The organism is Halanaerobium kushneri (assembly GCF_900156285.1).
Lineage (GTDB): Bacteria > Bacillota > Halanaerobiia > Halanaerobiales > Halanaerobiaceae > Halanaerobium > Halanaerobium kushneri.
Map to the genome: position 1 here is coordinate 55,547 of NZ_FTNC01000003.1, position 22,487 is coordinate 78,033.

Consider the following 22,487-nt stretch of genomic DNA (forward strand, 5'->3'; position numbering starts at 1 on the left):
TATAGTCTTTTTTGCCTGCATAAATATTTGTTAAGAAAATCAATCCTGAGAAAAGTTATCGATTTTAAATGAAAATAGAAGCCCAGTTATTGTAGAAGTCATTTTTGGCATAATTTGACCCCTGGAAGCTCTTTACTTTTTCTCCTTTTTATATAATAATCATTATTAATAAGAGAATATTAATATAATTTGTAAGTCTAAGGAGAAAATAAAATGAACATTAAAAAAATATCAATTAAGTATAAGATTTTACTGCTGGTGTTTACCGGAATCGTAATTTTAACTGGAGGAATAATTTTCAGTGTTTATGAGATTGCTTCTAAAGAAGCAAATAACGCAGCCGTTGTTAAAGCAGTTTCTGATCTGGAACTTGGCTATGAAATAATCAATTCCAAATTTCCCGGGGAATGGAGATTAGAAGGAGATCAGCTGTATAAAGGTCAAACCCTACTCAATGATAATAATCGGATTGTTGATATGATTGGAAAATTATCTCAGGGAAATATAGTAACAATTTTTGCAGACGAAATAAGGGTGGCAACCAATGTTAGAGAAAATGGCAGCAGGGCAGTTGGAACTCCAGTTTCAGCGGCAGTAAAAGAGAGAGTTTTAGTTAATGGAAAGCGTTTTACAGGAGCAGCCAGTGTACTGGGAAAAAGTTATCAGACTGCATATATGCCGCTCAGAAATGATAATAACGAAATAATTGGAATCTGGTCGCTGGGGACTTCAACAGAGTTTGTAAAAGCGATGAAATCAGGAATTACTTTCTCAACAGCCATCTTTGCTTTGATAGTGGGAGTAATATTTCTAATAGCTATCTTCATTTTTGTACTTAAAATGACAGAGCCCTTAACAGAATTAAGTTCCTATGCTGAAGAAATTGCTGATGGTAATTTAACTTTTGAAGTTAATGATAGTTATCTTAAAAAAGAAGACGAAATAGGAACTCTTGCTAAGTCTTTTGAAAAAATGAGAAATAACTTAAAGAATCTAATTGGAAATATTGATGACAGTGTAGATGAACTAAGCGAATCCAGTCAGGAGCTAACTGCTACAGGAGAGGAATTAACAGCCTCGGCAGAAGAAGTAGGAAATTCAATTCAGCAGATTGCTTCTGGTGCTGAAGAACAGTCGGCCCAGGTAGAGGAAGTCTATTCGATTTTTGAAAGACTGGTGGAAAATATTGATCAGGTCAGCCATAATTCTGATTTAATGGCCGGTCAGTCGAAAGAGGTAATGGAAAATATCAAAGAAGGAGATAATTCTTTAAAAAGTTCTGAAAAGAGCTTTAAAGAAGTTAATGATAACATTAGAGAGACCTCAGAGTTGATTAATTCTCTGGGTGAGTCTTCAGAAAAAATAGGTGAAATTATTAGTCTTATTGATAATATTGCTGCTCAAACAAATCTTTTGGCTTTAAACGCTGCTATCGAGGCGGCTAGAGCAGGAGAGGCAGGAAGAGGATTCTCTGTTGTAGCAGATGAGATTAGAGAACTGGCAGAACAGTCTGCAGCTTCAACTAAAAATATTGCAGATTTAATTGCTTCTATTCAAAAGGGGATTAATCAGACTGTCAGTAAGATGAAAGAAAATGAGCTTAAAGTCGAAGCGAGTGTAGATAATATCAACAATACTTCTGAGTTATTCAATCAGATTACTGCAGCTTCTAAGAATCTGGATCAACTGGTCCATGAGATTGACCGGATGACCAGGGAGATGAATAATGATAGTAAAGGAGCCAGAAATTCTGTTAAAGAAATCGCTGTGGTTAGTGAGGAAGCAGCCTATAATGCTGAAGGTGTAGCCGCTGCCAGTGAGGAGCAGTCAAAGTCGACAAAAATTATTGCCGAAGCCTCGGAAGATTTAACTGAACTGGCAAAAAATCTTGCAACATTAATTAAAAGATTTAAAGTTAAATAATTAAAAATAACTAAAAGTATCAGAGATCTAATTTATTTAGATTTTTGGTACTTTTTTTATTATCGTTATAAAAAATATTTTATAATTCAAATCAATAATGGTGTTAATAATACTAATCAGATGGCAATTCAATCAGATAAAGTAATGGAAAATATAAAGAGTGGAAACCAGTCCTTAAGCAGTTCAGAAAAAAGCTTTTTAGATTAAATATTTTAATAAAATAGTGATACTTAAATATCATCTTCACTAAAATTAAAATTTAGCTGATTATTTTTAACAGCTTTATTTTCTCTTTTAATATTTACTTTTAGAAATTCTTTTCTAAGTTCCTCAACAGTTGATTTATCTTGAATATCTAAATTATATCCATTATTTATACTTTGATATGAAAAAGTATCAATTTTTTTCTCTAATTTTGAAATGATCTTATTTAAATATAGTCGAGTTTGGTTTCTGATATATTTTTTAGTCTCAGCGTTATTCCAAATGTCCCATACATTTATAATGTTTTTAAGAATTTCTTTTTCAATGTCTAAAATTATATTTTCATTCTTAATTAAATTATTAAGTTTTCCCAGGAAAACACCAAAATTGCTCTTTATTCTTTTATAAAAGACTATCTCGCCATATTTATCGGTGTTACCTGAACTATCAATTGGGATTAAATACAGTGGAGCTAAAATATTATTTTCTTTAAGGGACATAACCTTTATTTGATTGTTATCACTTATTTCAGGAATTGTATTTTTGGGATCTATAAACTTTAAATATAGTGTTTCATCTTTTTCAAAAAAATATGAAGTTGAAGGAAGATTAATATTTTCATTAAATAATTCATTTAAATTTTCCTGCATTTCTATAACTTTTTGACTAAACTCTGTTAGAAAATCATTTTTCATGAAATTATAATTTAAAAGACCAATATAATTTTCAGCTTCTATACCAAAACTTTCAGAAATTAAATCTGCATTATAAATTAAAAAGGAAACAACCTGTTTTGTGGATCTGGTGTCTTTATTATCTAAATTAAAACATTGATTTTTACATTCGATAATAAAGTAATTTTTGTTTTCTTTATTTAATAAGATAACTTCGGGTTTAGGATTATCAATAAATTCAATATTATTTTGATTTAAAATGTTTACATGTTTAGGAGGTAGAGGTAATTCTGGTTCAATCACAAGAATTTCATAACCCATTTTATTAAAATATGGGTTTAACCAGCTTTCCTTACCATTGAGGGACATCCATAAGAGCAGGTTTAATTGTATTAAAGGATTATTTTCTAAAGAAACTTCTATCATGATTTTAAACCTCCCTTAATAAAACTTTTTTCTAAAAACTTCTCATAGGATTCATCTCCAATATAAACATTAAAATTTGGCTCTAAAAAAGTTTGAACATTGGTGATAAATCTATTAATTGTATTTCCACAAACTCCTTCTGGTAAAATTAATACAAATTGTTTGGGAGTAAGTTCCAGAAAAACTTCTTTCCAGAGATGAAGATCGAGTCCGTATATGTGATATCTTTGTTCGGAAAGCTGAAGTGGTTCTCCCCAGAGTCTAAAGTTTTTATTTCGCTGCTGGAATACTTTATAGATAAAGTTTTTAAACACTGTTAATTCCAGGTCTTCTTCAAATTCAATAATTACAGGACTACCTTTTATTGTATAACCACTGCTCTTAAAATTATATCTTTCCTGTTTTAACCAGGATTTTTCTTCTAAAAGTTTATTTAGATAGCTATAATTGTCGAGAATAAATTTTATATTATGATGTAGATCAATAAAACTTCGACTTCGATTAGTTATCTTACCATTATTATATAAATCAATCCCTCCACCACTTTTGGCAGGTATTCTAAGCATATGAATAGAGTTTACAGCCGACCAATATTTCATTTTCCTTAATTCTGGTAATATTTTGTTCACTTTACTTATACTTTCACTTAAATTGAAATCTTTATGTGTTTCAATACTTTTTAAGTCTTCAAGCAAATCCGCGGGTTTATCTTCACTTACAATGGTTTTATTAATATTTGTTACCAATTCACTATCATATTTCATTTTAAGTTTTACATAGCGATAATCATTAAAGTTATCTTTGATATAATTATAGAAATTATAATAAAATGAGTCTGCAAGCCACAAGGTATCAAGAAGTGGAGAATCATGGATGATTTTGATCAACTTATTTTCAATAGTGTCTGTAGATCTAGTTGAGTAGAAAATAAAATAACGGTCATTAAAACTTTCTATCCAGGCAGCCGGTTTATCATCTTCTTGATCATCATTAATTTCTACAATATTACCTTTTAATTGAGATAAATCATAATAATTATTAATCTCATCAAAAAAAGCCTTTTCTTTTTTCTTACTTGAAGTTTCCACAATATATGATTTAAGTAGGGGAGATCTTGTTTTATGGAGATCTAACTCGTCTTTCTTTTCAGCTGAATGTTTATTAAGATAATTGAATAGTTCTTGTTTAGATTTGTAGTAACTCATCTTTAGCTCCCCTTTCTTTATATTAATTTAATTATAATACATTTGTTTGACCAAAACAAGTTGATTATGAAAAAATTTCCAATAAAGAAATTTAAAATTTAATCTAAAATAAGTTGGATTAAGTTAAAAAATAGAGAATAAATGAGATAATCATATCTAAAAGCTAAATAAAGGCTCAAAAGCTATTATAGTCTATTTAAGAATTCAACTACTCTGACGATAATATAAGCAGAAGATAAAAATAAATTACTTTTTAGGAGGGAGCAGCCATGAAAATTAATAACATTCAAGCAGGAAAGATAAATCAATATTATAAAAAGATGCAGCAGAAGCAGACAGAAAAGAAACAGGCTAAAGATGACAGTACTCAAATTTCTGCTAAAGCAAAAGAAATCATGACTGCTAGAGCTGAACTCAAAAAGATGCCTCAGCTTAGAGAAGAAAAGGTAGCAGCTTTAAAAGAAAGAGTTCAATCAGGTAACTACCAGGTTGACAGCAAAAATTTAGCTGCAAAGATTTTAAATAATGTTGAGCGGGTGTAAAAATGTCAGAGAAGCTAAAAGATGATTTATTAAATATATTAAAAGAGGAAAAGGCTCTCTATCAGAAGCTTTTTGAGATTGCGGAAGAAAAAAATGAAGCTTTAGTAAGTAATAATACAGATCAATTAATGGAAATAGTAGAAAATGATAGAGAAGTTATTTCAGATATAGAAGCAAAGGATCAGGAGAGAAATGAGAAGATCCAGGAGATTAAAGCTGAATTTGAAATTGAACTAGAAAAAGATTCTTACAGCAACTTAATCAAAAAACTGCCTGAAGATTGGGGAGAAGCTTTAAATCCGATTAGAGAAGAGTTAATAGAACTGACTGATGAATTCCACAGTTTAAATGAGCAGAATCAAAAACTTCTCGAGCAGGCTATAGAGTTAAATCAGATTTCTTTTGAAACAATAGTAAAGAGCATCAAAGATCAGGATACTACTTATAATAAAGATGCAAAAAAGAAAAAGGAACAGCCGAGAATTATAAATAAACAGGGCTAAAGGTGGGAAGATAATGAATAATATATTCAGCGGCCTGAGTGTCGGGTTGAGAGCTTTAGAAACACAGCGCAAATCACTCGATGTTACAGGACATAACATAGCAAATGCAAATAATGAAGATTATAATAAACAGCGAGCAGTACATAAGGCTTCTTACCCTTATACAGCTCCCGGGCTTTCCAATCACGGTGGAGCAGGACAGTTTGGTACAGGAGTTGAGATTGCAGAGGTCCAAAGAGTTAAAGATCAGTTTATCAACTCCCAGATTTTTAATGAGACTCAGACCTCAGGTTACTGGGAAGAGATGCAGCGGGGCTTAGAGAAGGTTGAATATATTTTAAATGAGCCCTCTGATTCCGGAATAGACAGTTCAATTAATCAGTTCTGGAACTCACTGCAGGATTTAAGCAACAATCCCAGTGATAATGCAGCTCGGAACATGGTCAGAGAAAATGCCTATAATGTAATTGATTCTTTTCAGAGTGTAGAAAATCAGCTGAATGACTACAAAAAGAGTATTAATGAAAACTTATCTAATGCAGCAGCCGATATTAATAATATAACAACCAAAATGGCTGATTTAAATAAACAGATAGTTTCTGTTAAGGGTAGTGGACAGAACCCAAATGATCTAATTGATAGAAGAGATGCCTTATATAAAGATTTGAGTGAACTAATTAATGTTCAGTCCAGACAGGATGCTCAGGGAAATCTGGTAGTTTCTACCAATGGTCTGCAGCTGGTTAATGGTTCAGATGCTTATGAGCTGGAAACTAAAAGTTTTACTGATGATAATAGCATTCCAAGAAATGAAGATCAGTTGATCCACAGTCGGACCGGCACAGAGCTTAAACCTACAAATGGAAAAATTTCTGCCTGGATGGATATGAGAGATGAAAAACTTGATTTTTATGCAGGTAGACTTGATAAATTAGCTGAAACTATGGTGAGCGAGTTTAATACACAGCATCAGGCAGGTTATGATGCTAATGGTGTTGATGGTGGAGATTTCTTTAAACCAATAGATACAACAAGTGATCAGAGTGCCATAGAACAGTTAGATCTGACAGCGGCTATCAAAGATTTAGAAAATGGACTAGATAAAATAGCAGCCGGAAATAAGAATATTGATACTTTTGTTAAATTAGATACTAAGAGTAATGATCTGGAAGGTAATTATCAGATTGAGGTTACAGATGATGGCAGTGGTAGTTTTGATTTAACTATTGAAGATCTTGATGGTAATAACTTATATACTCAGACAGGAATAAGTGCTGGCGATACTATTAATCTAGAAGTAGATGGTAGTGGTGGTATTCAATCACCGACTACAGCTGTTAATACTGATAATTTCACTTTAACAGTTAATAAGATTGGTAATAGAAATATCAGTTTAGATAAAGCGATTGGTAATGGAGAAAATGCTAATGAGCTTGGAAATTTATTTAACAGTGATCAAGTTATAGAAGGAACTTCTCTTGAAGGCTATTTTAGAACAATTGTAACCTCTGTTGGGGCTGAATCATCAAGATCTCAGCAGATGAAAGCTAATCAGGATGTAGTTTTAAAACAACTGCAGACTCTTGACCGCAGCATTTCTGGAGTTTCTTTAGATGAAGAAATGGCTAAATTAATCAAATATCAGCAGTCATACACTGCTGCAGCAAAATATATAACAAAAACCGAAGAATTACTTGACAGTTTAATGACTATAGTATAAATAACAGGAGTTGACAGCAATGAGAGTTACAAACTCAATGATGGTTAGAAATATGTTAGATCATCTTAAAAATAATATGGGAGATTTAAACGACTTAAATGAACAGTTAAGTTCAGGTAAGTTATTCCAGATGCCATCTGATGCGCCTATTAAGGTAGCAGACAGCATGAATTATAAATCTCAGTTAAATAGGAATTCACAGTTTCAAAGAAATTTGACCCAGACTGAGAACTGGTTAAATACTACAGAAAGTGCCTTGAAAAGTGGAACTGAAGTTGTGCAGAGAGCTAGAGAATTGACTATTTATGCTGCTAATGACTCAATGACTTCTAATGACAGGAAAATGGTGGCCAAGGAAATGAAGCAGCTGCGGGATGAGCTAATTGATATTTCCAACGCTAAGCTTGGTGACAGTTATATCTTTTCCGGCCAGAAAACGAATGAAAAACCATTTGAAGTTACACCCAGTGATCCCAATAATTATGTACAATATCAGGGTGATATCAGCAGTGTTGAAAGAAGATTAAATGAAAATGTTGAGATGGCTGTTAATTTGAATGGACATGAAGTTTTTAAAGAAGAAATTGAGAATTTAAATAAAATTTATAATGAATTAGAAGATCCCAGTATTTCAGGTGAAGATATAGGTAACAATTTATCCGAAATGGATGATTCAATCAATAAATATGTTGAACTAAGATCTGAAGTTGGTGGGAAGCTTCAGCGGACAGGAAATATTATTAGCAGACTGGAAGCAAATGAAGTTCACCTTAGAAGTTTAAAATCTAAAAATGAGGATGCTGATTTAGCTGCGGTAATAACAGAACTGAAAATGGAAGAAACAGTTTACAGAGCTTCTTTAGCCTCTGGCTCCAGAATTATGCAGCAGTCTTTAGTAGATTTTATTAGATAAATTTTTAGTGGCTTTTATAACTATGGTTTAAAGAGCACCATAGTTGTAATGGTTACTAAAACACCGTTGCTGGCAACACTATCGGCCGAAGTGTTGCTGCAGAGGTGCTCATATAACCAAAATGAATAGATTTAACTGGCAAGGATGCCAGTAAAACACAAAATTTCAAGGAGGAATAAAAAATGAGAATTAACACTAATGTTGCTGCGTTGAATTCATACAACCAGCTAAAAAACACACAGAATAACTTAAGTAAGTCTTTATCAAGGTTGTCTTCAGGTAAAAGAATTAATGGTGCTGCTGATGATGCTGCAGGTCTGGCAATCAGTGAGAAGATGAAAAGTCAGACTAGAGGATTAGCTCAGGCTCAGAGAAACGCACAAGATGGTATTTCAATGATTCAGACTGCTGAGGGCGCTCTTAAAGAATCTCACTCAATTCTTCAAAGAATGAGAGAACTTGCTGTACAGTCTGCTAACGATACAAATACTGATGCAGATAGATTTGAGATTCAAAAAGAAGTTAATCAACTAACCGAGGAATTAACTAGAATAGGAAATAATACTGAGTTTAATACTCAGAATTTATTGGATGGTACTCTTACAGACGCGAAATTCCAGATAGGTTCCAACCAAGGTCAAAATATTGCCTTAGATGTTAATGATATGAGAGCGGACTCTTTAAATGTTACTGCTGATAGTAGGGTTTCAACTTTTGATGGAGGTTCAACTAATTTATCTGGTACTAATTCTATTTCAGGTCTTGCTGGTGGTTCATATTCTGCTGAAGTTACTTCTACAGGTACAGTCACAATTAAAGCGGCAGATGGTACTTCTTTAGGTAGTAAGACTATGGTTAGTGGTGATACTTCTATAACTATTAGTGGTATTACAAATAGTGCTTATTTAATTGATGGTGCGGCAAGTGGTACAGTAACATTATCTTTATCAGAAGATACTACTACTGCAGGAACTGTTGATACCGATGCTGGTACTGTTTCAATGAATGTATTAGAAAAAGGACAAGGTATTAGTGTTATGGACCAAAGTGATGCTGATAGTGCAATTACAAAAATAGATAACGCTTTAGCCAGAGTTTCTTCAGAACGTTCTAAATTAGGTGCTTATCAAAACAGATTAGATCACACAATAAATAATCTAAACACAGCTGAAGAGAACTTAACAGCTGCTGAATCCAGAATTTCTGATGTCGATATGGCTAAAGAAATGATGAGTTTTACTAAGAATCAGATCTTAAGTCAGGCTGGTACAGCTATGATGGCTCAGGCAAACCAATTACCACAGGGAGTACTTCAGTTACTCGGTTAATTTCTTGAAGAGAACTAAATATACAATAAAAATCAGGCCGGCCGGTTTTCCGGCTGGCTTTTTTTAAAAGAAAGGGTGGAAGCTATTATGAGAGTAGATAGTGTGGAATCTCTTTCCAACCGTCAGATTCATAATAATAACAGCAGTAATCAAAACACTAGAGTTAATAAAAATGATAATAGTGATCGCAAGCCTGAATCTCTTCGGGAAAAACAGGAATATACCGAGCAAGAACTTGACGATGAAGTCAGAGAATCAGTCAAAGATGTAAATGAAATAGTAGATAAAGTAAAAGAGGGACTATCCTTTCAAATTCATGAAGATACAGAACAGATGATGGTTAAGGTAGTTGATTTAAATACAGATGAAGTAATAAAAGAACTACCGCCGGAAGAAATGCTTGATTTACAAGCAAGAATTCATGAGATGGTAGGAATTCTGATAGACGAGACGGTTTAGAAAGAAGGTGTTATAAATGAGTGATTTAAGTCTTGGTGGTTTAGCCACCGGTATGGATACAGAATCAATAATAAATCAGTTAGTTCAATTAGAACAGCGCCCAATCTATAATTACCAGCAGGAAATATCAGAACTCGAGCAGACTAAGGGAGCCTGGAGAGATATCAACAGCAGGTTGGATAATTTAGAGAATAAGTTAACTGACCTAAAATTGTCTTCAACCTATAATTCCAGAACCGCAAGCAGCAGTAATGAGGATGTAGTTACAGCAACTGCAGCTAATAGTGCTAATGAAGCTAATTATGATATTACAGTAAATCAGGTTGCCACAGCACAAAGATTGATTGGGGCACGGAAGACTAGTTTTAGTGCTGCTGCAGATGATGTAATTACTTTAAATGGTACAGATATAAATATCAGTACAGGCGATTCTTTGGGTGATATTAGCTCTAAGATTAATGATGCAGATTCAGGTTATTCGACTTCTGTTATTAATGAAGTATTGGTCATAGAAGCAGAGAAAACTGGTGTTGAAAATGCACTTTTGGATGGTAGTGATGGCTCTACTCCTACAGTATCTGATAATAATGGTATTCTGAAAGAGTTAGGCATTTTGGATACTACTAATGGTTATTTTACTAATGAAAAAGCAGCCACTGATGCAAAAGTTGAAATCAATGGTATTACAGGTATTACAAGCTCAAGTAATGAAATAACTGAGGCTGTAGATAGTATGACATTTAATATTAATCCAGAAGCTGCTGCAAATAGTACAGCTACTATTTCAGTTGCTAAAGATGCCGGTAAAGCTACTAAAGCTGTACAGGCTTTTGTAGATCAGTATAATAGTGTAATGGATTTTATGAACAGCAAAAGTGGTTATGATTCTGAAACTGAAGAAGGTGGAATTTTACAGGGTGATGGAACTGTAATGAGATTGCAGATGAGGTTAAGAGAGCTTGTAACCTCTAAAGTAAAAGATAGTGGAGCCTATAAAACCTTAACATCTCTTGGTATAGAAATTGACAGAGATGGAGTAATGAGCTTTGATAGTGCCAAATTTACTGAAGCCCTTGAAAATTCTCCAGAAGAGGTAATGTCTATCTTTAATGCTGAAAGTGATTCTGATGGCTATAACGGAATGGCTGTCAGAATGGACAGTTATCTTAACCAATTGATGCAGTCCAATACCGGTCTGATACCAAGAAAACTTGACTTCTATGATACCAGGATAGATAGTTTGAATGATGATATAGAAGATGTACAGCGTAAAGTAGAAATGACTCGACAGCGTTATGTTGATCAATTTGCTGCTATGGAAGAAGCTATCTCAGAGATGCAGAGTCAACAGAGCTGGATGATGAGTCAACTTTCCAGCATGGGAGGATCTACTGTAAGCAGTATGATGTAAATATAAAGGGGAGTTTTATTCTTTAACTCCTCTATTTTTTTCTAATTTACTTAATATATTTTAGGATGTGTTTTAATTGGATTTTTATAAAAAAAATATGCGTATTTTGAAATCTAAAAATAAAGTTTTATATAATAAAATTGTGAAGTTTGATAATAGTGGTAGTTTAAACTTTAATTATTCTGATGGAACCCAAATAACTATTTTTGATATGAATAAAAATGTAAAAATATACTTAGAAAAATCTAAATCTGGTAATTATACTATTAGAGTTAAATTTCAAAATAAAGACATATATATCCATAGTAAATATTACCCATTGAAGGAAGCTACTAAACAGATTAAAGAACTAAAACCACAAGATAAACAACAAATCTTTGCTCTTGGTTTTGGTTTGGGTTATCATTTGAACGAGCTTATTAAAAAAAACAAATATGAAAAAGTAATAATTATTGAGCCATATATATCTATTTTTTATACAGCATTAAAATATGTTGATTTAAGTGATTTACTAAAAAGCAAAAATGTTATTTATTTAATTGGAGAAGATATCTCTTCTCTATTTGATGTTATTAGAACTTATTATTCTTTAAGTTTAGAAAAAGATATTGAATTTTTGGAGCAAAAAGCTGAAGTTAACTTATTCAAAAATGAATATAAAAAAATATATAATAAAATAAAAGAAGGAATTAATTATAAAAAATCTTCATTAGTTACTGATATTAATAGTGCGAAAAAATGGAGAAGAAATATAATACATAATATCCCCTATATAATGGATCACCCCAAAGTCAGTAATTTTTTTAATTCTTTTAAAAATATCCCCGCAATTTGTGTTGCGGCAGGTCCCTCATTAGACAAAAATATAGATCAATTGAAAAATGCTAAGAATAAAGCTTTAATAATCTGTGTAGGAACTTCTTTAAAACCATTATTAGAAAAAGGAATAGAACCAGATATTGTGGTTTCTGTGGATGGTAATTTAGCAAACTACAAACATTTTGAAGGGATTGAAGATATTCCAAACTCTTATCTTTTTGCTGAATTAGGAAACCATTACAAAATACAAAATATATGGAATGATAAACAAGTTTTCTTGACAATGAAGCGAAATTTTAGTGGGTGGATAGAAGAGTTAAAAGGTGAATATACCCCGATTCATACAGGTGGTACAGTGGCACACACTATGGTTGATCTTTCTTATAGATTTGGAGCTAATCCTATTATATTAATGGGACAGGATTTAGCTTTTTCTGAAAATAGAACTCATGCTAGAGGAACTACTTATGAAGATAACAAAAGTAATGGAGAAAATTTAATTGAAGTTGAAGGAGTTGATGGGAAAAAAGTTTTAACTAATAAGGGCTATTTATCAATGTTAAGTTATTTTAATAATTATTTTGCTAAAAGACCTGGTCGAATTTATATTGATGCTACTGAAGGTGGAGCAAAAATTGATCATACTCTCGTGATGAAATTTAGTGAAGTTATTGATAAATATTTGAATAATAGTCATAATAATATTAATGTACGAAAAATTTTGGATCAATATTATAAAAAAAATGTTGAAAGTGATAGTGAAAAACTTGATAACGAAGTTGTTCAGCAGTTTGATTTAACTCTACAGGAACTTGATAAAGCAATTTCAATTTCAACAAGACAATTGTCATTTATAGCTTCTGTTGAAAATCAACTGCCTAAAATTAATTCAATTACTGAAGAAGAGATAAAAGAAATAGAAAAAAAATTACTTTCATTTGAAAAGAAATTAAATAAATTAGATTATATAGAATATTTTATTGAAAGAATTTTGATTATAGAATCTATGCGTTATAAAGAAGTGATTTCGAAATTTTATCTGGATAAAAAACAGGGAATTAAAGAAAAACTTAAGTTTTACCGCAGTTATAGGGTTATGTATTTAAAAGAATTAAAGAATAGTAAAAAACTTTTCGAAAAAGTTTATCAAGATTATATTGGAAATTAATGGTTTTTATTGGGAGGTTATATAGTGGAGATATTTTTAGATGAAAAACCTATCGGAGAAGATTATAATAATCTAACTCTCCCGGAAATACTTGCAAAAGTAAAAAGCAATTTAGAAAATAATATTTTAAAAGAAATATTTCTTAATGAAGTAGAGGTAAATGAAAAATATCTTAGAGAAGCATTAATTGATATAGATGATGTGAAAAAGATAGAGTTTTTCACTCAAGACACTAGTTTGCTAATTAAAGAAACATTAAAAGAAGCAAGTGAATATTTACCAAGATTAAAAGATGGGACAAAAAAGGCTGCTCAATTATTTAGAAATTCTGATGATAAGGCTGTACAAAATTATCAGTTAATTTTAAATGGTTTAGAATGGTATATTGAAGCGTTATCTCAGGTTACTTCTTTAATGAATAATGAAGAGTATTATCAAAAAGGGCAGAATATGATAAATAAAATTAATAAAATCCTTTCTGATTTAATGGTTGCATATAATAAAGAGGATTTTGTTCTGGTAGCTGACATATTGGAATATGAGATAGTAGAAACAATCGAAGAATTAATTGAGTTTAATAAGGAATTAATATTAAATATAGAAGGAAAAAGTGATAACACATGATCTTAAACAATAAAACCATATTAGTAACAGGTGGAACAGGTTCGTTTGGTAAAAAATTTGCACAGATGATTTTAGATAAGGATGACGTAAAAAAGATTATTATATTTAGTCGCGGAGAATTAAAACAAGCTGAAATGAAAGCGAAATTTAACAATCATCCAAAACTCAGATTTTTTATAGGTAATGTTCGTGATAAAGAAAGAGTATATAGAGCTTTTGATGGTGTAGATTATGTTGTTCATGCAGCTGCTTTAAAAAGAGTGCCCGAATGTGAATATAACCCTTTTGAAGCTATTAAAACAAATGTTAATGGCGCTCAGAATATCATAAATGCTGCAATCGATAAAGGAGTAAAAAAGGTTGTAGCTTTAAGTACTGACAAAGCTGCTAATCCTATCAATTTGTATGGAGCAACTAAATTATGTTCAGACAAACTATTTACAGCAGGTAATGCTTATGCTGGTGGTAAGAAAACAAAAATGGCTGTAGTAAGATATGGTAATGTTATGGGGAGCCGCGGAAGTGTGATTCCTTTCTTTAAAAAAATGAAAGAAACAGGAACTCTTCCAATAACAGATCCCAGAATGACAAGATTTTGGATCACATTAGAAGATGCAGTTAAATTAGTTTTAAGAGCCTTTGATAAAATGCAAGGGGGAGAAATTTTTGTACCTAAAATTCCTAGCATGAAAATAACTGATCTTGCCAAAGCAATTGCGCCAGAATGTGAACAGAAAACAGTAGGGATAAGACCTGGAGAAAAATTGCATGAAGTTATGATTACTAAATCTGATTCCCGACACACTTTAGAGTTTGATGACCATTATGTTATTGAACCTGAATTTGACTGGTGGAAAAATGTTAATCATCCTGAAGGAGAACCTTTAGAGGAAGAATTTGAATATAACAGTGGTAATAATGACCAGTGGTTAAGTGTAAAAGAAATGCGTGAACTAATTGAGGAGTTAGACTAATGACTGAAGAATTTATACCTTACGGCAGTCAGTGGTTAGATGAGCAGGATTTAGAAGCTGTTGTAGAAACACTTAAAAGTGATTATCTAACAACAGGCCCTAAGATAAATGAATTTGAAGAAAAGTTTGCTGATTATGTGGATGCAGAATATGCTGTTGCTATTGCAAATGGGACAGCAGCTTTACATGCAGCAACTTATGCAGCAGGTATTGGAGAAGGTGATGAAGTTATTACTACTCCAATAACCTTTGCTGCTTCAGCTAATTCAATTCTTTATCATAATGCTACTCCTGTTTTTGCTGATGTTGATCCTGATACATATAATATTGATCCAGAATCAATAGAAGAAAAAATAACAGATAAAACCAAAGCAATAATTCCCGTTCACTATACAGGTCAGCCTTGTGAGATGGATGAAATAATGGAAATAGCTGATAAATATAACTTAACAGTTATTGCAGACGGAGCTCATGCAGTTGGTGCTGAATACAAAGGTCAAAAAGTTGGAAGCGTTGCAGATATGACAACCTTTAGTTTTCATCCGGTTAAGCATATAACTACTGGTGAAGGTGGAATGATAACAACTGATTCGAAAGATTTATATGATATACTGATTAAATTCAGAACTCATGGGATAACAAAAGAGAGCAGTGAATATATTAATGAAAGTCATGGTCCCTGGTATCATGAACAGCAGAAATTAGGATATAATTATAGGATTACCGATATTCAGTGTGCTTTAGGTATCAGCCAGCTAGAAAAAATAGATAAATTTTTAACAAGAAGAAGAGAAATAGTTGAAGAATACAATAAAGCTTTTAGTGATTTCGAAGGTATAATAATACCGGAACAGCTTAGAAATACTAATTCAGCCTGGCATTTATATGTAATCCAGTTAGACTTAGAAAAATTATCTGCTGATCGCAAAGAGATATTTAAAGATTTAAGAAATAAGAATTTAGGTGTTAATGTCCACTATATTCCCGTATATTATCATCCATATTATCAGGAATTAGGATATGAAAAAGGTATATGTCCTAATGCTGAAAATTTATATGAAAGAATAATAACTATACCTCTTTATCCTAAAATGTCTGATCAACAGGTTGAAGAAGTAATCAATAGAGCAAAAGAAGTTATAAGAAAATATCAGAAATAGGTGTTTTTATGAAATCTAATAAAACAGCAGCAATAATTCAGGCTAGAATGGGTTCAACAAGATTGCCTGGGAAGGTAATGAAAGATTTAGCAGGAAGGCCAGTATTATGGCATGATATACAGAGAATTAAACAATCTAAGATGATTGATGACATTATAATAGCAACTACTACTAAAGAGCAGGATAAAGTAATTTATAAAAAAGCTTTAGAATGGGGAGTAAAAGCTTTTAGAGGTAGTGAGGAAGATGTTCTAAAAAGATATTATGATGCTGCAGCTAAAAATGATGTAGATACTGTAGTTAGAATAACTTCTGACTGTCCTTTAATTGATCCTCAGGTTATAGATGAGATAATTAAATACTATAATGATAATAATTATACTTTGGTAACCAACGCTGGCTCTGATTTAGAAAACAGAACTTATCCCAGAGGTTTAGATACTGAAGTTTTTTCTTTTGATATTTTAAAAGAAGCGTTTAACAAGTCAGAAAAAAAATATCAAAGAGAACATGTAACTCCCTATATATATGAAAATTATGATGATATTTATTATTATAAAAATGATAAAGATCTATCAAATTATAGGTTAACCTTAGATACAAAAGAAGATTATGAACTAATAAAAGCTATTTATGATAATTTATATTATGCTGAAAATGATTTCTATCTTTCTGAGATAATAGAGCTTTTAGACAATAATGAAGAATTATTAAAGTTAAATGAGAATATTCGTCAAAAAGAGGTTAAATAATGAATGATGATAATATACACCTAAGAAAAGTAAAAGCTGATGATATTGATCTTTTATTTAAATGGGTTAATGAGAAAACAGTAAGAAACAATGCATTTCATCAAGAAAAAATCAGCTATAAAGAACATCAAAAATGGTTTAATAAGAAACTGAATAGTAAAAAATCTCACATTTATATTTTATTAAAAAACCGAAATCCAATTGGCCAAATAAGAATTGATATAGATAAAAAGATTGGTGAAATTGATTATAGTATAATAAAAGATGAACGTGGGAATGGTTATGGAACTTTGTTATTAAATTTATTAATTGATGAAATAGAGAATAATGATTTAAGTATAAAAAAAGTAATAGGTGAAGTAAAGAAAACAAATAAAGCATCAGAAAAAGCATTTTTAAAAGCTGATTTCAAAAAAATAGAAAAATCGAATTATAATCTTTTTTATTATAATATAAATTGAGGCGATATTTATGGATAATAAATTACAATTAACCAAAAACAGAGCTATTGGAGAAAAGAATCCAGCTTATATTATAGCTGAGATGTCTGCCAATCATGCGGGCAGCAAAGAAAGAGCTTTAGAAATTATTAGAGCGGCTAAAAATGCTGGCGCTGATTGTGTTAAAGTTCAAACTTACACTCCTGATACTATGACAATTGATTCCGATAAAGAATGGTTTCAAATAGATAAGGGGACCTGGAAAGGTGAAAATTTACACACTTTATATCAAAAAGCATATACTCCTTGGGAATGGCAGGAAGATTTAAAAAAAGAGGCTGAAAAAATAGGGATTGATTTCTTTTCAACACCCTATGAAAAAACAGCAGTTGATTTTTTAGAAGATCTGGGTGTGGAGTTTTATAAAGTTGCTTCTTTTAGTATAACTAATATACCTTTTTTGAAATATTTAGCTAATAAAAACAAACCAATCATTATGTCAACTGGTATGGCGACTTTATCAGAAATTGATGAAGCAGTTAGAACAATCAGAAATGAAGGAAATGATAAACTGGCTCTTTTAAACTGTTCCAGTGCCTATCCCTCAATACCTGATGATATGAATCTTAAAAATATTAAAAATTTAAAAGATACTTTTGATCTGCCAGTAGGTTTATCAGATCATTCTCTGGGCTCAGTAGCTGCTGTTACCAGTATAGCTATGGGAGCAAAGATAATAGAAAAACATTTTTGTTTAAGCAGAGAAATAGAGAATCCTGATTCTTCATTTTCAATGGAGCCAGCTGAATTCAAACAAATGGTTGAAGATATTAGAGCAGCTGAAAAAGCTATAGGAACAGTTGACTATTCAATTTCTGAAAAGGAAAAAGAGAGCAGAATATTTAGAAGATCAATTTTTGTAGTTGAAGATATCAAAGCTGGAGAAACAATTACAGAAGAAAATGTACGAATGATTAGACCAGGTTATGGATTAAAACCTAAACACTGGCCTAATGTTTTAGGTAAAAAAGCTTTAAAAGATATTGAAAGAGGGACACCATTAGACTGGGGTCTGATTGAATAATGAATATTATTATTGCGACTATAAAAAGCTGGAACATAAAAAATACAGAAGAATTTATAGAAAATAATCCAGAATATAATATCAAGCTGATCACAGATAAAGATAATTTAAGTCTAAAAAATATTGAAGATTTTAATCCTGATTATATATTCTTTCCTCACTGGTCCTGGATTATTCCCGAAGAAATATATAGCAATTATAATTGTATAGTTTTTCATATGACTGATCTTCCTTTTGGAAGAGGGGGAAGCCCACTTCAGAATCTTATTGTTAGAGGAATTAAAAATACTAAAATTTCTGCATTAAAAGTAGATGGTGGTCTTGACACAGGCGATATTTACTTAAAAGAAGATTTAAACTTAAACGGAAGTGCAGAAGAAATTTTTATTCGTCTATCTAATATTATTTTTGAGAAAATGATTCCCTTTATTTTAAATGAAAAGCCTGAACCCCAAAAACAAAAGGGTGAAGTAGTTAAATTTAAAAGACGAAAACCGGCAGAAAGTGAAATAGAGAAAAAATTTTCGATAGCAAAAGTATATGATTATATAAGAATGCTTGATGCAGAAGGTTATCCAAAAGCTTTTATTGAATATGGTGATTTGAAACTAGAATTTAATAGAGCAAAATTGACTGCAAATGGAATTGTCGCAGATGTAAAAATAACTGAAATAAATAAGGATGATAATAATGAGTGAAAAGATATTAACAATAGCAGCTCATCCTGATGATGAACTATTGGGTTTAGGCGGAACAATAAGAAAAAGAGTTAACACTGGTTATACAGCAGACTGCTTAATTTTAGGTGAAGGTTTAACCTCACGCAAAGATAATAGGGAAGAAGAAAAAGAAGAGAACCTAGACAGTTTATATTCAGATTCTTATAAAGCAGCTGAGCATATAGGCTATAATAATCTATATTTTTCTAGACTGCCTGATAACAGATTTGACTCAGTTGATTTATTAGATATTATCAAAGAAATCGAAAAGATTATAGAGAAAGTTAAACCAGATATTATTTTTACTCATCATTATGGGGATTTAAATATAGATCATCGAAAAACTTTGGAAGCAGTAATTACTGCTTGTAGGCCGGTTGGGGAATATAAGGTAAAAGAGATATATGCATTTGAAACACCGTCTTCAACTGAATGGAATTTTGAGTATGGTGAAAATACTTTTAAGCCTAATTATTTTGTCGATATAACTAATACTATTGACGCTAAATTAAAAGGTATGGACTGCTATCAATCAGAAAAAAGAGACTATCCTCATCCACGTTCTTTAAAATCATTAAAAACTATTGCAGCTAAATGGGGAACTGTTGTGGCAAAGAAATATGTGGAAGCCTTTGAAGTAATCAGAAAAATTGAAGATTAGGGTGATAAAATGTCAGTAATTGCTTTAAGAGTTGATGGTGGTAAAGATATAGGTATGGGTCATATCATGAGAACAATGGCTTTAGCCAATGATTTAAAGAAAAAGCCAGAAAACAAAGAAGTCTTTTATATTACTAAAAACGATCCAACAGCAGTCAACAAATTAAAAGATAATGATTTTAATGTTTTAGTTATAGATAAAGACTTATCATATGAGAAAGAAATAAAAAAAGTAAAAGAAATAATAGAAAATAGAGAAGTTAACAAGTTAATAACTGATTCCTATGAGATAGATCAAAATTATCTGATTGAAATGAGAAAAGTAGTTGATAAGTTAATAACTGTTCATGATTATGCACCTTTTGCTTTTCCATCCCATGTTGTGATTAATGGTAATGCCTATGCTGAAGATTTAGATTATAAATCTTACTACGGCGATACTGAATTTTTGCTTGGCACTGATTACTTACTGCTAAGGGAAGAGTTTAGAAATCTTCCTGAGGTAGAAGTAAGAGAAAAAGTTCAGAATATTTTAGTCACAGTTGGTGGCTATGATATGAGGAATCTTACTCCAAAAATAATAAAGGCATTAAGTGAGTTAAATTTAGAAGAAATAGATAATCAGTATATAGATAAAGAAAAACTACATATTGATGTTGTGGTTGGACCTTCTTTTGATAATGTAGATCAGATAGTTTCAGAAGTTGAAAAAAGTAGTTTAGATATTTCATTAAATTTCAATGTTAAAAAAATGAGTAAGTTAATGATTAAAAGTGATATTGCAATTTCTTCAGGGGGTAGTACTCTTTATGAGTTAGCTGTTACTAAGACTCCTGGTTTGATATTGTTGCAGGCTGATAATCAGATTAGAGTTGCTGAAAAATTAGATGGTAAGAGCATTATGAATCTTGGGTTTGAAGATGATTTTCAAGTTATAGCAAAAAGATTAAAAGAATTTATAAAAATGAATGATAATTATTTGGAAGAGATTTTTAACAAAGATGATTTTAAGATTGGTCTATAGTTATATTCAAAATAACTAAAAGGGGTGACCAAAAATGTCTGCTGTAGATAATACCAATTCCATCCTAAATCAAATCAAAAATGTAATTGTCAATCAGCTCAATCAGCCTAATCAGAGTAGTGAGCAGAATAAACAGGATCTAAAAGGTGACAGATTCACTAAATCACAGCCGACAGAGAAAGTCACCTATGACCTGGATGATTTTGCAGCTAAAAATGGAATTAAAAGACCTATTAAAATCAACAACAGCAATAATATCTTTTTTATTAACCATAATAACCGCAATCGGGCTCTAAAAATTGATCCGGGAGAATATAATTTAACAGAGATTCAGGCTGCCATTCAGCATAAAGCCAATGAAGAATTTGGAATCGGTGAAGTTAATCTTAAGATGACTGCCTCCGGTTCAGACCGTCTGATTTATGCTGAAGATAAGAAGGAAGAGCATGTTTTAGATGAGCAGGGGTAACTAAATTTTCAATTTTGACCTTTCTTTAAATCTATGCGATACTTAAAATATAGAATATAAATTAGGATTAAAGGAAGTGAAATTGTGAATAAAAAATTAAAGTATAAGTTGAATGAGAAAACTAATAGAATATTGAGTAAATGTGAATTAGATTTTATAATTTATAGCTATCCTCGACTTTTTACTCTGACTTCAGATAATTACTCTGTTATTTTTATAGATGATTTAGAAAAGTTAAAGTTCCAACTAAAAAAGCATAAGAAGTTTAACGGCTATACTGAATTGGAAATAATTAGAAAGAGACAAATATATAAACTAAGCGAAATAAATATTAATAGTTTGAAATTTAAAAATAAATTCTATGTTTTTCCATTGCAAAACAGAAAGATGGTAAATCAAAAAATTAAATTAGAGAATATTTTAATTGTTTATTATGAAATCATTTAATAATTACTGAATTGTTGAATTATCTATATGGCTGTAGTAAAAGCTATACACAAAAGAATCAGCAAAAGGGCTTTGACAAATAATTATGAATTATATTGAATATAGAGTAAAAATATAAATTTTTAATTTCGATGAAATAATCAAAGTCGATTCAGATTATGATCAGATTACGAGAATAGAAATATTTTAAAGAAATAACATAAAAAATAAATGTATACTTTTTTATATCAAGGTTTATTTTTGTGAAATTCGTAGCAAAATATAATAAACAGTTTGTGGATTAATTAAGTTAAGATTTTAAAAATAAGCTATATAAAATCAAAAAGGAAGTGGGAAGAATAATGCCAAGATATAAAGTTGCTCACATTAAAGAACAAGGTGTTGATCTTATAATTATTCCTTTAAGTGATTCATTTAGATTTAAGAGTAATAAAGATAAAAATCAAATAACTAATGAACTTCAGATGAGAGCATCAAATGCTGGTTTAGCAGGTACTGTAGTACCTGTTTGGAATGCTGGTGCTGGTCGTATGGGGTTTTTAGCGCCAAGAAATTGGCAATTTTTTTTTAAAAGCATAAATCTTCAATATGTTTATGCAAATCTAAATCGCGAAATATACTGGTAAGGTTTATTTCGTAAAAGATTTATCTGTGGTGATTTTTTATTATTTATCAATGTTTTTTAAGGTTTGGAACATCATATAATATGAGATTACAGTTAGGTTAACGGACAAAAGACAACGTCTCGTTTTTGACTGCCTCCTGTCAAAAAGCTTGCAATCATATGCAGTGAGAAACATAAGGGCATGCTTTCTGCTAATCTTAAAGGTAAAGGCACG

Annotated in this window: 23 protein-coding genes; 21 read left to right on the forward strand and 2 right to left on the reverse strand. The window is 31.1% G+C overall.

Going from position 1 to position 22,487, the window contains the following annotated elements; genetic code table 11:
* Positions 1–213: 213 nt before the first annotated feature.
* Positions 214–1,923, forward strand: coding sequence for a methyl-accepting chemotaxis protein (locus BW929_RS02995; protein ID WP_076543901.1), 1,710 nt, complete (start codon positions 214–216; stop codon positions 1,921–1,923).
* A 230-nt stretch (positions 1,924–2,153) separates the two neighbouring features.
* Here the strand turns inward: BW929_RS02995 and BW929_RS03000 are convergent, their stop codons facing one another.
* Positions 2,154–3,227 (reverse strand): hypothetical protein, encoded by a 1,074-nt coding sequence (locus BW929_RS03000; RefSeq protein ID WP_076543902.1) that lies wholly within the window; start codon positions 3,225–3,227, stop codon positions 2,154–2,156.
* Positions 3,224–4,432: a hypothetical protein gene (locus BW929_RS03005; RefSeq protein WP_076543903.1), complete on the reverse strand. Its 1,209-nt coding sequence runs from the start codon at positions 4,430–4,432 to the stop codon at positions 3,224–3,226. The genes BW929_RS03000 and BW929_RS03005 overlap by 4 nt, the downstream gene beginning before the upstream one ends.
* Positions 4,433–4,701: 269 nt before the next feature.
* Between BW929_RS03005 and flgM the strand changes: the two genes are divergently transcribed.
* The 20 genes from flgM (at position 4,702) to BW929_RS03105 (ending at position 22,274) form a co-directional block, all read left to right on the forward strand.
* Positions 4,702–4,974 (forward strand): flagellar biosynthesis anti-sigma factor FlgM, encoded by a 273-nt coding sequence (gene flgM, locus BW929_RS03010; RefSeq protein ID WP_076543904.1) that lies wholly within the window; start codon positions 4,702–4,704, stop codon positions 4,972–4,974.
* A 2-nt stretch (positions 4,975–4,976) separates the two neighbouring features.
* Positions 4,977–5,477: a flagellar protein FlgN gene (locus BW929_RS03015; protein ID WP_076543905.1), complete on the forward strand. Its 501-nt coding sequence runs from the start codon at positions 4,977–4,979 to the stop codon at positions 5,475–5,477.
* A gap of 13 nt (positions 5,478–5,490) precedes the next feature.
* Positions 5,491–7,197: a flagellar hook-associated protein FlgK gene (flgK, locus tag BW929_RS03020; protein ID WP_076543906.1), complete on the forward strand. Its 1,707-nt coding sequence runs from the start codon at positions 5,491–5,493 to the stop codon at positions 7,195–7,197.
* Positions 7,198–7,216: 19 nt separating this feature from the next.
* Positions 7,217–8,110, forward strand: a complete 894-nt coding sequence (flgL, locus tag BW929_RS03025) for a flagellar hook-associated protein FlgL (protein ID WP_076543907.1) — start codon at positions 7,217–7,219, stop codon at positions 8,108–8,110.
* Positions 8,111–8,292: 182 nt separating this feature from the next.
* Positions 8,293–9,438, forward strand: a complete 1,146-nt coding sequence (locus BW929_RS03030) for a flagellin N-terminal helical domain-containing protein (RefSeq protein WP_076543908.1) — start codon at positions 8,293–8,295, stop codon at positions 9,436–9,438.
* Between the two features lie 87 nt (positions 9,439–9,525).
* Positions 9,526–9,897 (forward strand): flagellar protein FlaG, encoded by a 372-nt coding sequence (locus BW929_RS03035; protein WP_076543909.1) that lies wholly within the window; start codon positions 9,526–9,528, stop codon positions 9,895–9,897.
* Positions 9,898–9,913: 16 nt separating this feature from the next.
* Positions 9,914–11,308, forward strand: coding sequence for a flagellar filament capping protein FliD (fliD, locus tag BW929_RS03040; protein WP_076543910.1), 1,395 nt, complete (start codon positions 9,914–9,916; stop codon positions 11,306–11,308).
* Between the two features lie 76 nt (positions 11,309–11,384).
* A complete protein-coding gene (locus BW929_RS03045) occupies positions 11,385–13,295 on the forward strand; it encodes a motility associated factor glycosyltransferase family protein (protein WP_076543911.1) in 1,911 nt (636 codons plus the stop codon).
* A gap of 24 nt (positions 13,296–13,319) precedes the next feature.
* Positions 13,320–13,919 (forward strand): hypothetical protein, encoded by a 600-nt coding sequence (locus BW929_RS03050; protein ID WP_076543912.1) that lies wholly within the window; start codon positions 13,320–13,322, stop codon positions 13,917–13,919.
* Positions 13,916–14,893: a UDP-N-acetylglucosamine 4,6-dehydratase (inverting) gene (gene pseB / locus BW929_RS03055; protein ID WP_076543913.1), complete on the forward strand. Its 978-nt coding sequence runs from the start codon at positions 13,916–13,918 to the stop codon at positions 14,891–14,893. The genes BW929_RS03050 and pseB overlap by 4 nt, the downstream gene beginning before the upstream one ends.
* Positions 14,893–16,053 (forward strand): UDP-4-amino-4,6-dideoxy-N-acetyl-beta-L-altrosamine transaminase, encoded by a 1,161-nt coding sequence (gene pseC / locus BW929_RS03060; protein WP_076543914.1) that lies wholly within the window; start codon positions 14,893–14,895, stop codon positions 16,051–16,053. Before pseB ends, pseC begins: the two co-directional genes overlap by 1 nt.
* An 8-nt stretch (positions 16,054–16,061) precedes the next feature.
* Positions 16,062–16,805, forward strand: coding sequence for a cytidylyltransferase domain-containing protein (locus BW929_RS03065; protein ID WP_076543915.1), 744 nt, complete (start codon positions 16,062–16,064; stop codon positions 16,803–16,805).
* Positions 16,805–17,266: a GNAT family N-acetyltransferase gene (locus BW929_RS03070; RefSeq protein ID WP_076543916.1), complete on the forward strand. Its 462-nt coding sequence runs from the start codon at positions 16,805–16,807 to the stop codon at positions 17,264–17,266. Before BW929_RS03065 ends, BW929_RS03070 begins: the two co-directional genes overlap by 1 nt.
* Before the next feature lie 10 nt (positions 17,267–17,276).
* Positions 17,277–18,329: a pseudaminic acid synthase gene (gene pseI / locus BW929_RS03075; RefSeq protein WP_076543917.1), complete on the forward strand. Its 1,053-nt coding sequence runs from the start codon at positions 17,277–17,279 to the stop codon at positions 18,327–18,329.
* The gene (locus BW929_RS03080; protein ID WP_076543918.1) at positions 18,329–19,027 is read left to right on the forward strand and encodes a formyl transferase; all 699 of its coding nucleotides are present in this window, start codon (positions 18,329–18,331) and stop codon (positions 19,025–19,027) included. Before pseI ends, BW929_RS03080 begins: the two co-directional genes overlap by 1 nt.
* Positions 19,020–19,709 carry a PIG-L deacetylase family protein gene (locus BW929_RS03085; protein ID WP_076543919.1) on the forward strand — a complete coding sequence of 230 codons (690 nt, stop codon included), beginning with the start codon at positions 19,020–19,022 and terminating at the stop codon, positions 19,707–19,709. Before BW929_RS03080 ends, BW929_RS03085 begins: the two co-directional genes overlap by 8 nt.
* 9 nt (positions 19,710–19,718) lie before the next feature.
* The gene (gene pseG / locus BW929_RS03090; RefSeq protein WP_076543920.1) at positions 19,719–20,732 is read left to right on the forward strand and encodes a UDP-2,4-diacetamido-2,4,6-trideoxy-beta-L-altropyranose hydrolase; all 1,014 of its coding nucleotides are present in this window, start codon (positions 19,719–19,721) and stop codon (positions 20,730–20,732) included.
* A gap of 34 nt (positions 20,733–20,766) precedes the next feature.
* Complete coding sequence (locus tag BW929_RS03095) at positions 20,767–21,201, forward strand: hypothetical protein (protein ID WP_076543921.1); 435 nt, start codon at positions 20,767–20,769, stop codon at positions 21,199–21,201.
* A gap of 84 nt (positions 21,202–21,285) precedes the next feature.
* Positions 21,286–21,648, forward strand: coding sequence for a hypothetical protein (locus tag BW929_RS03100; protein WP_076543922.1), 363 nt, complete (start codon positions 21,286–21,288; stop codon positions 21,646–21,648).
* 341 nt (positions 21,649–21,989) lie between these two features.
* Positions 21,990–22,274: a hypothetical protein gene (locus tag BW929_RS03105; protein ID WP_076543923.1), complete on the forward strand. Its 285-nt coding sequence runs from the start codon at positions 21,990–21,992 to the stop codon at positions 22,272–22,274.
* The last annotated feature ends 213 nt before the right edge of the window (positions 22,275–22,487 follow it).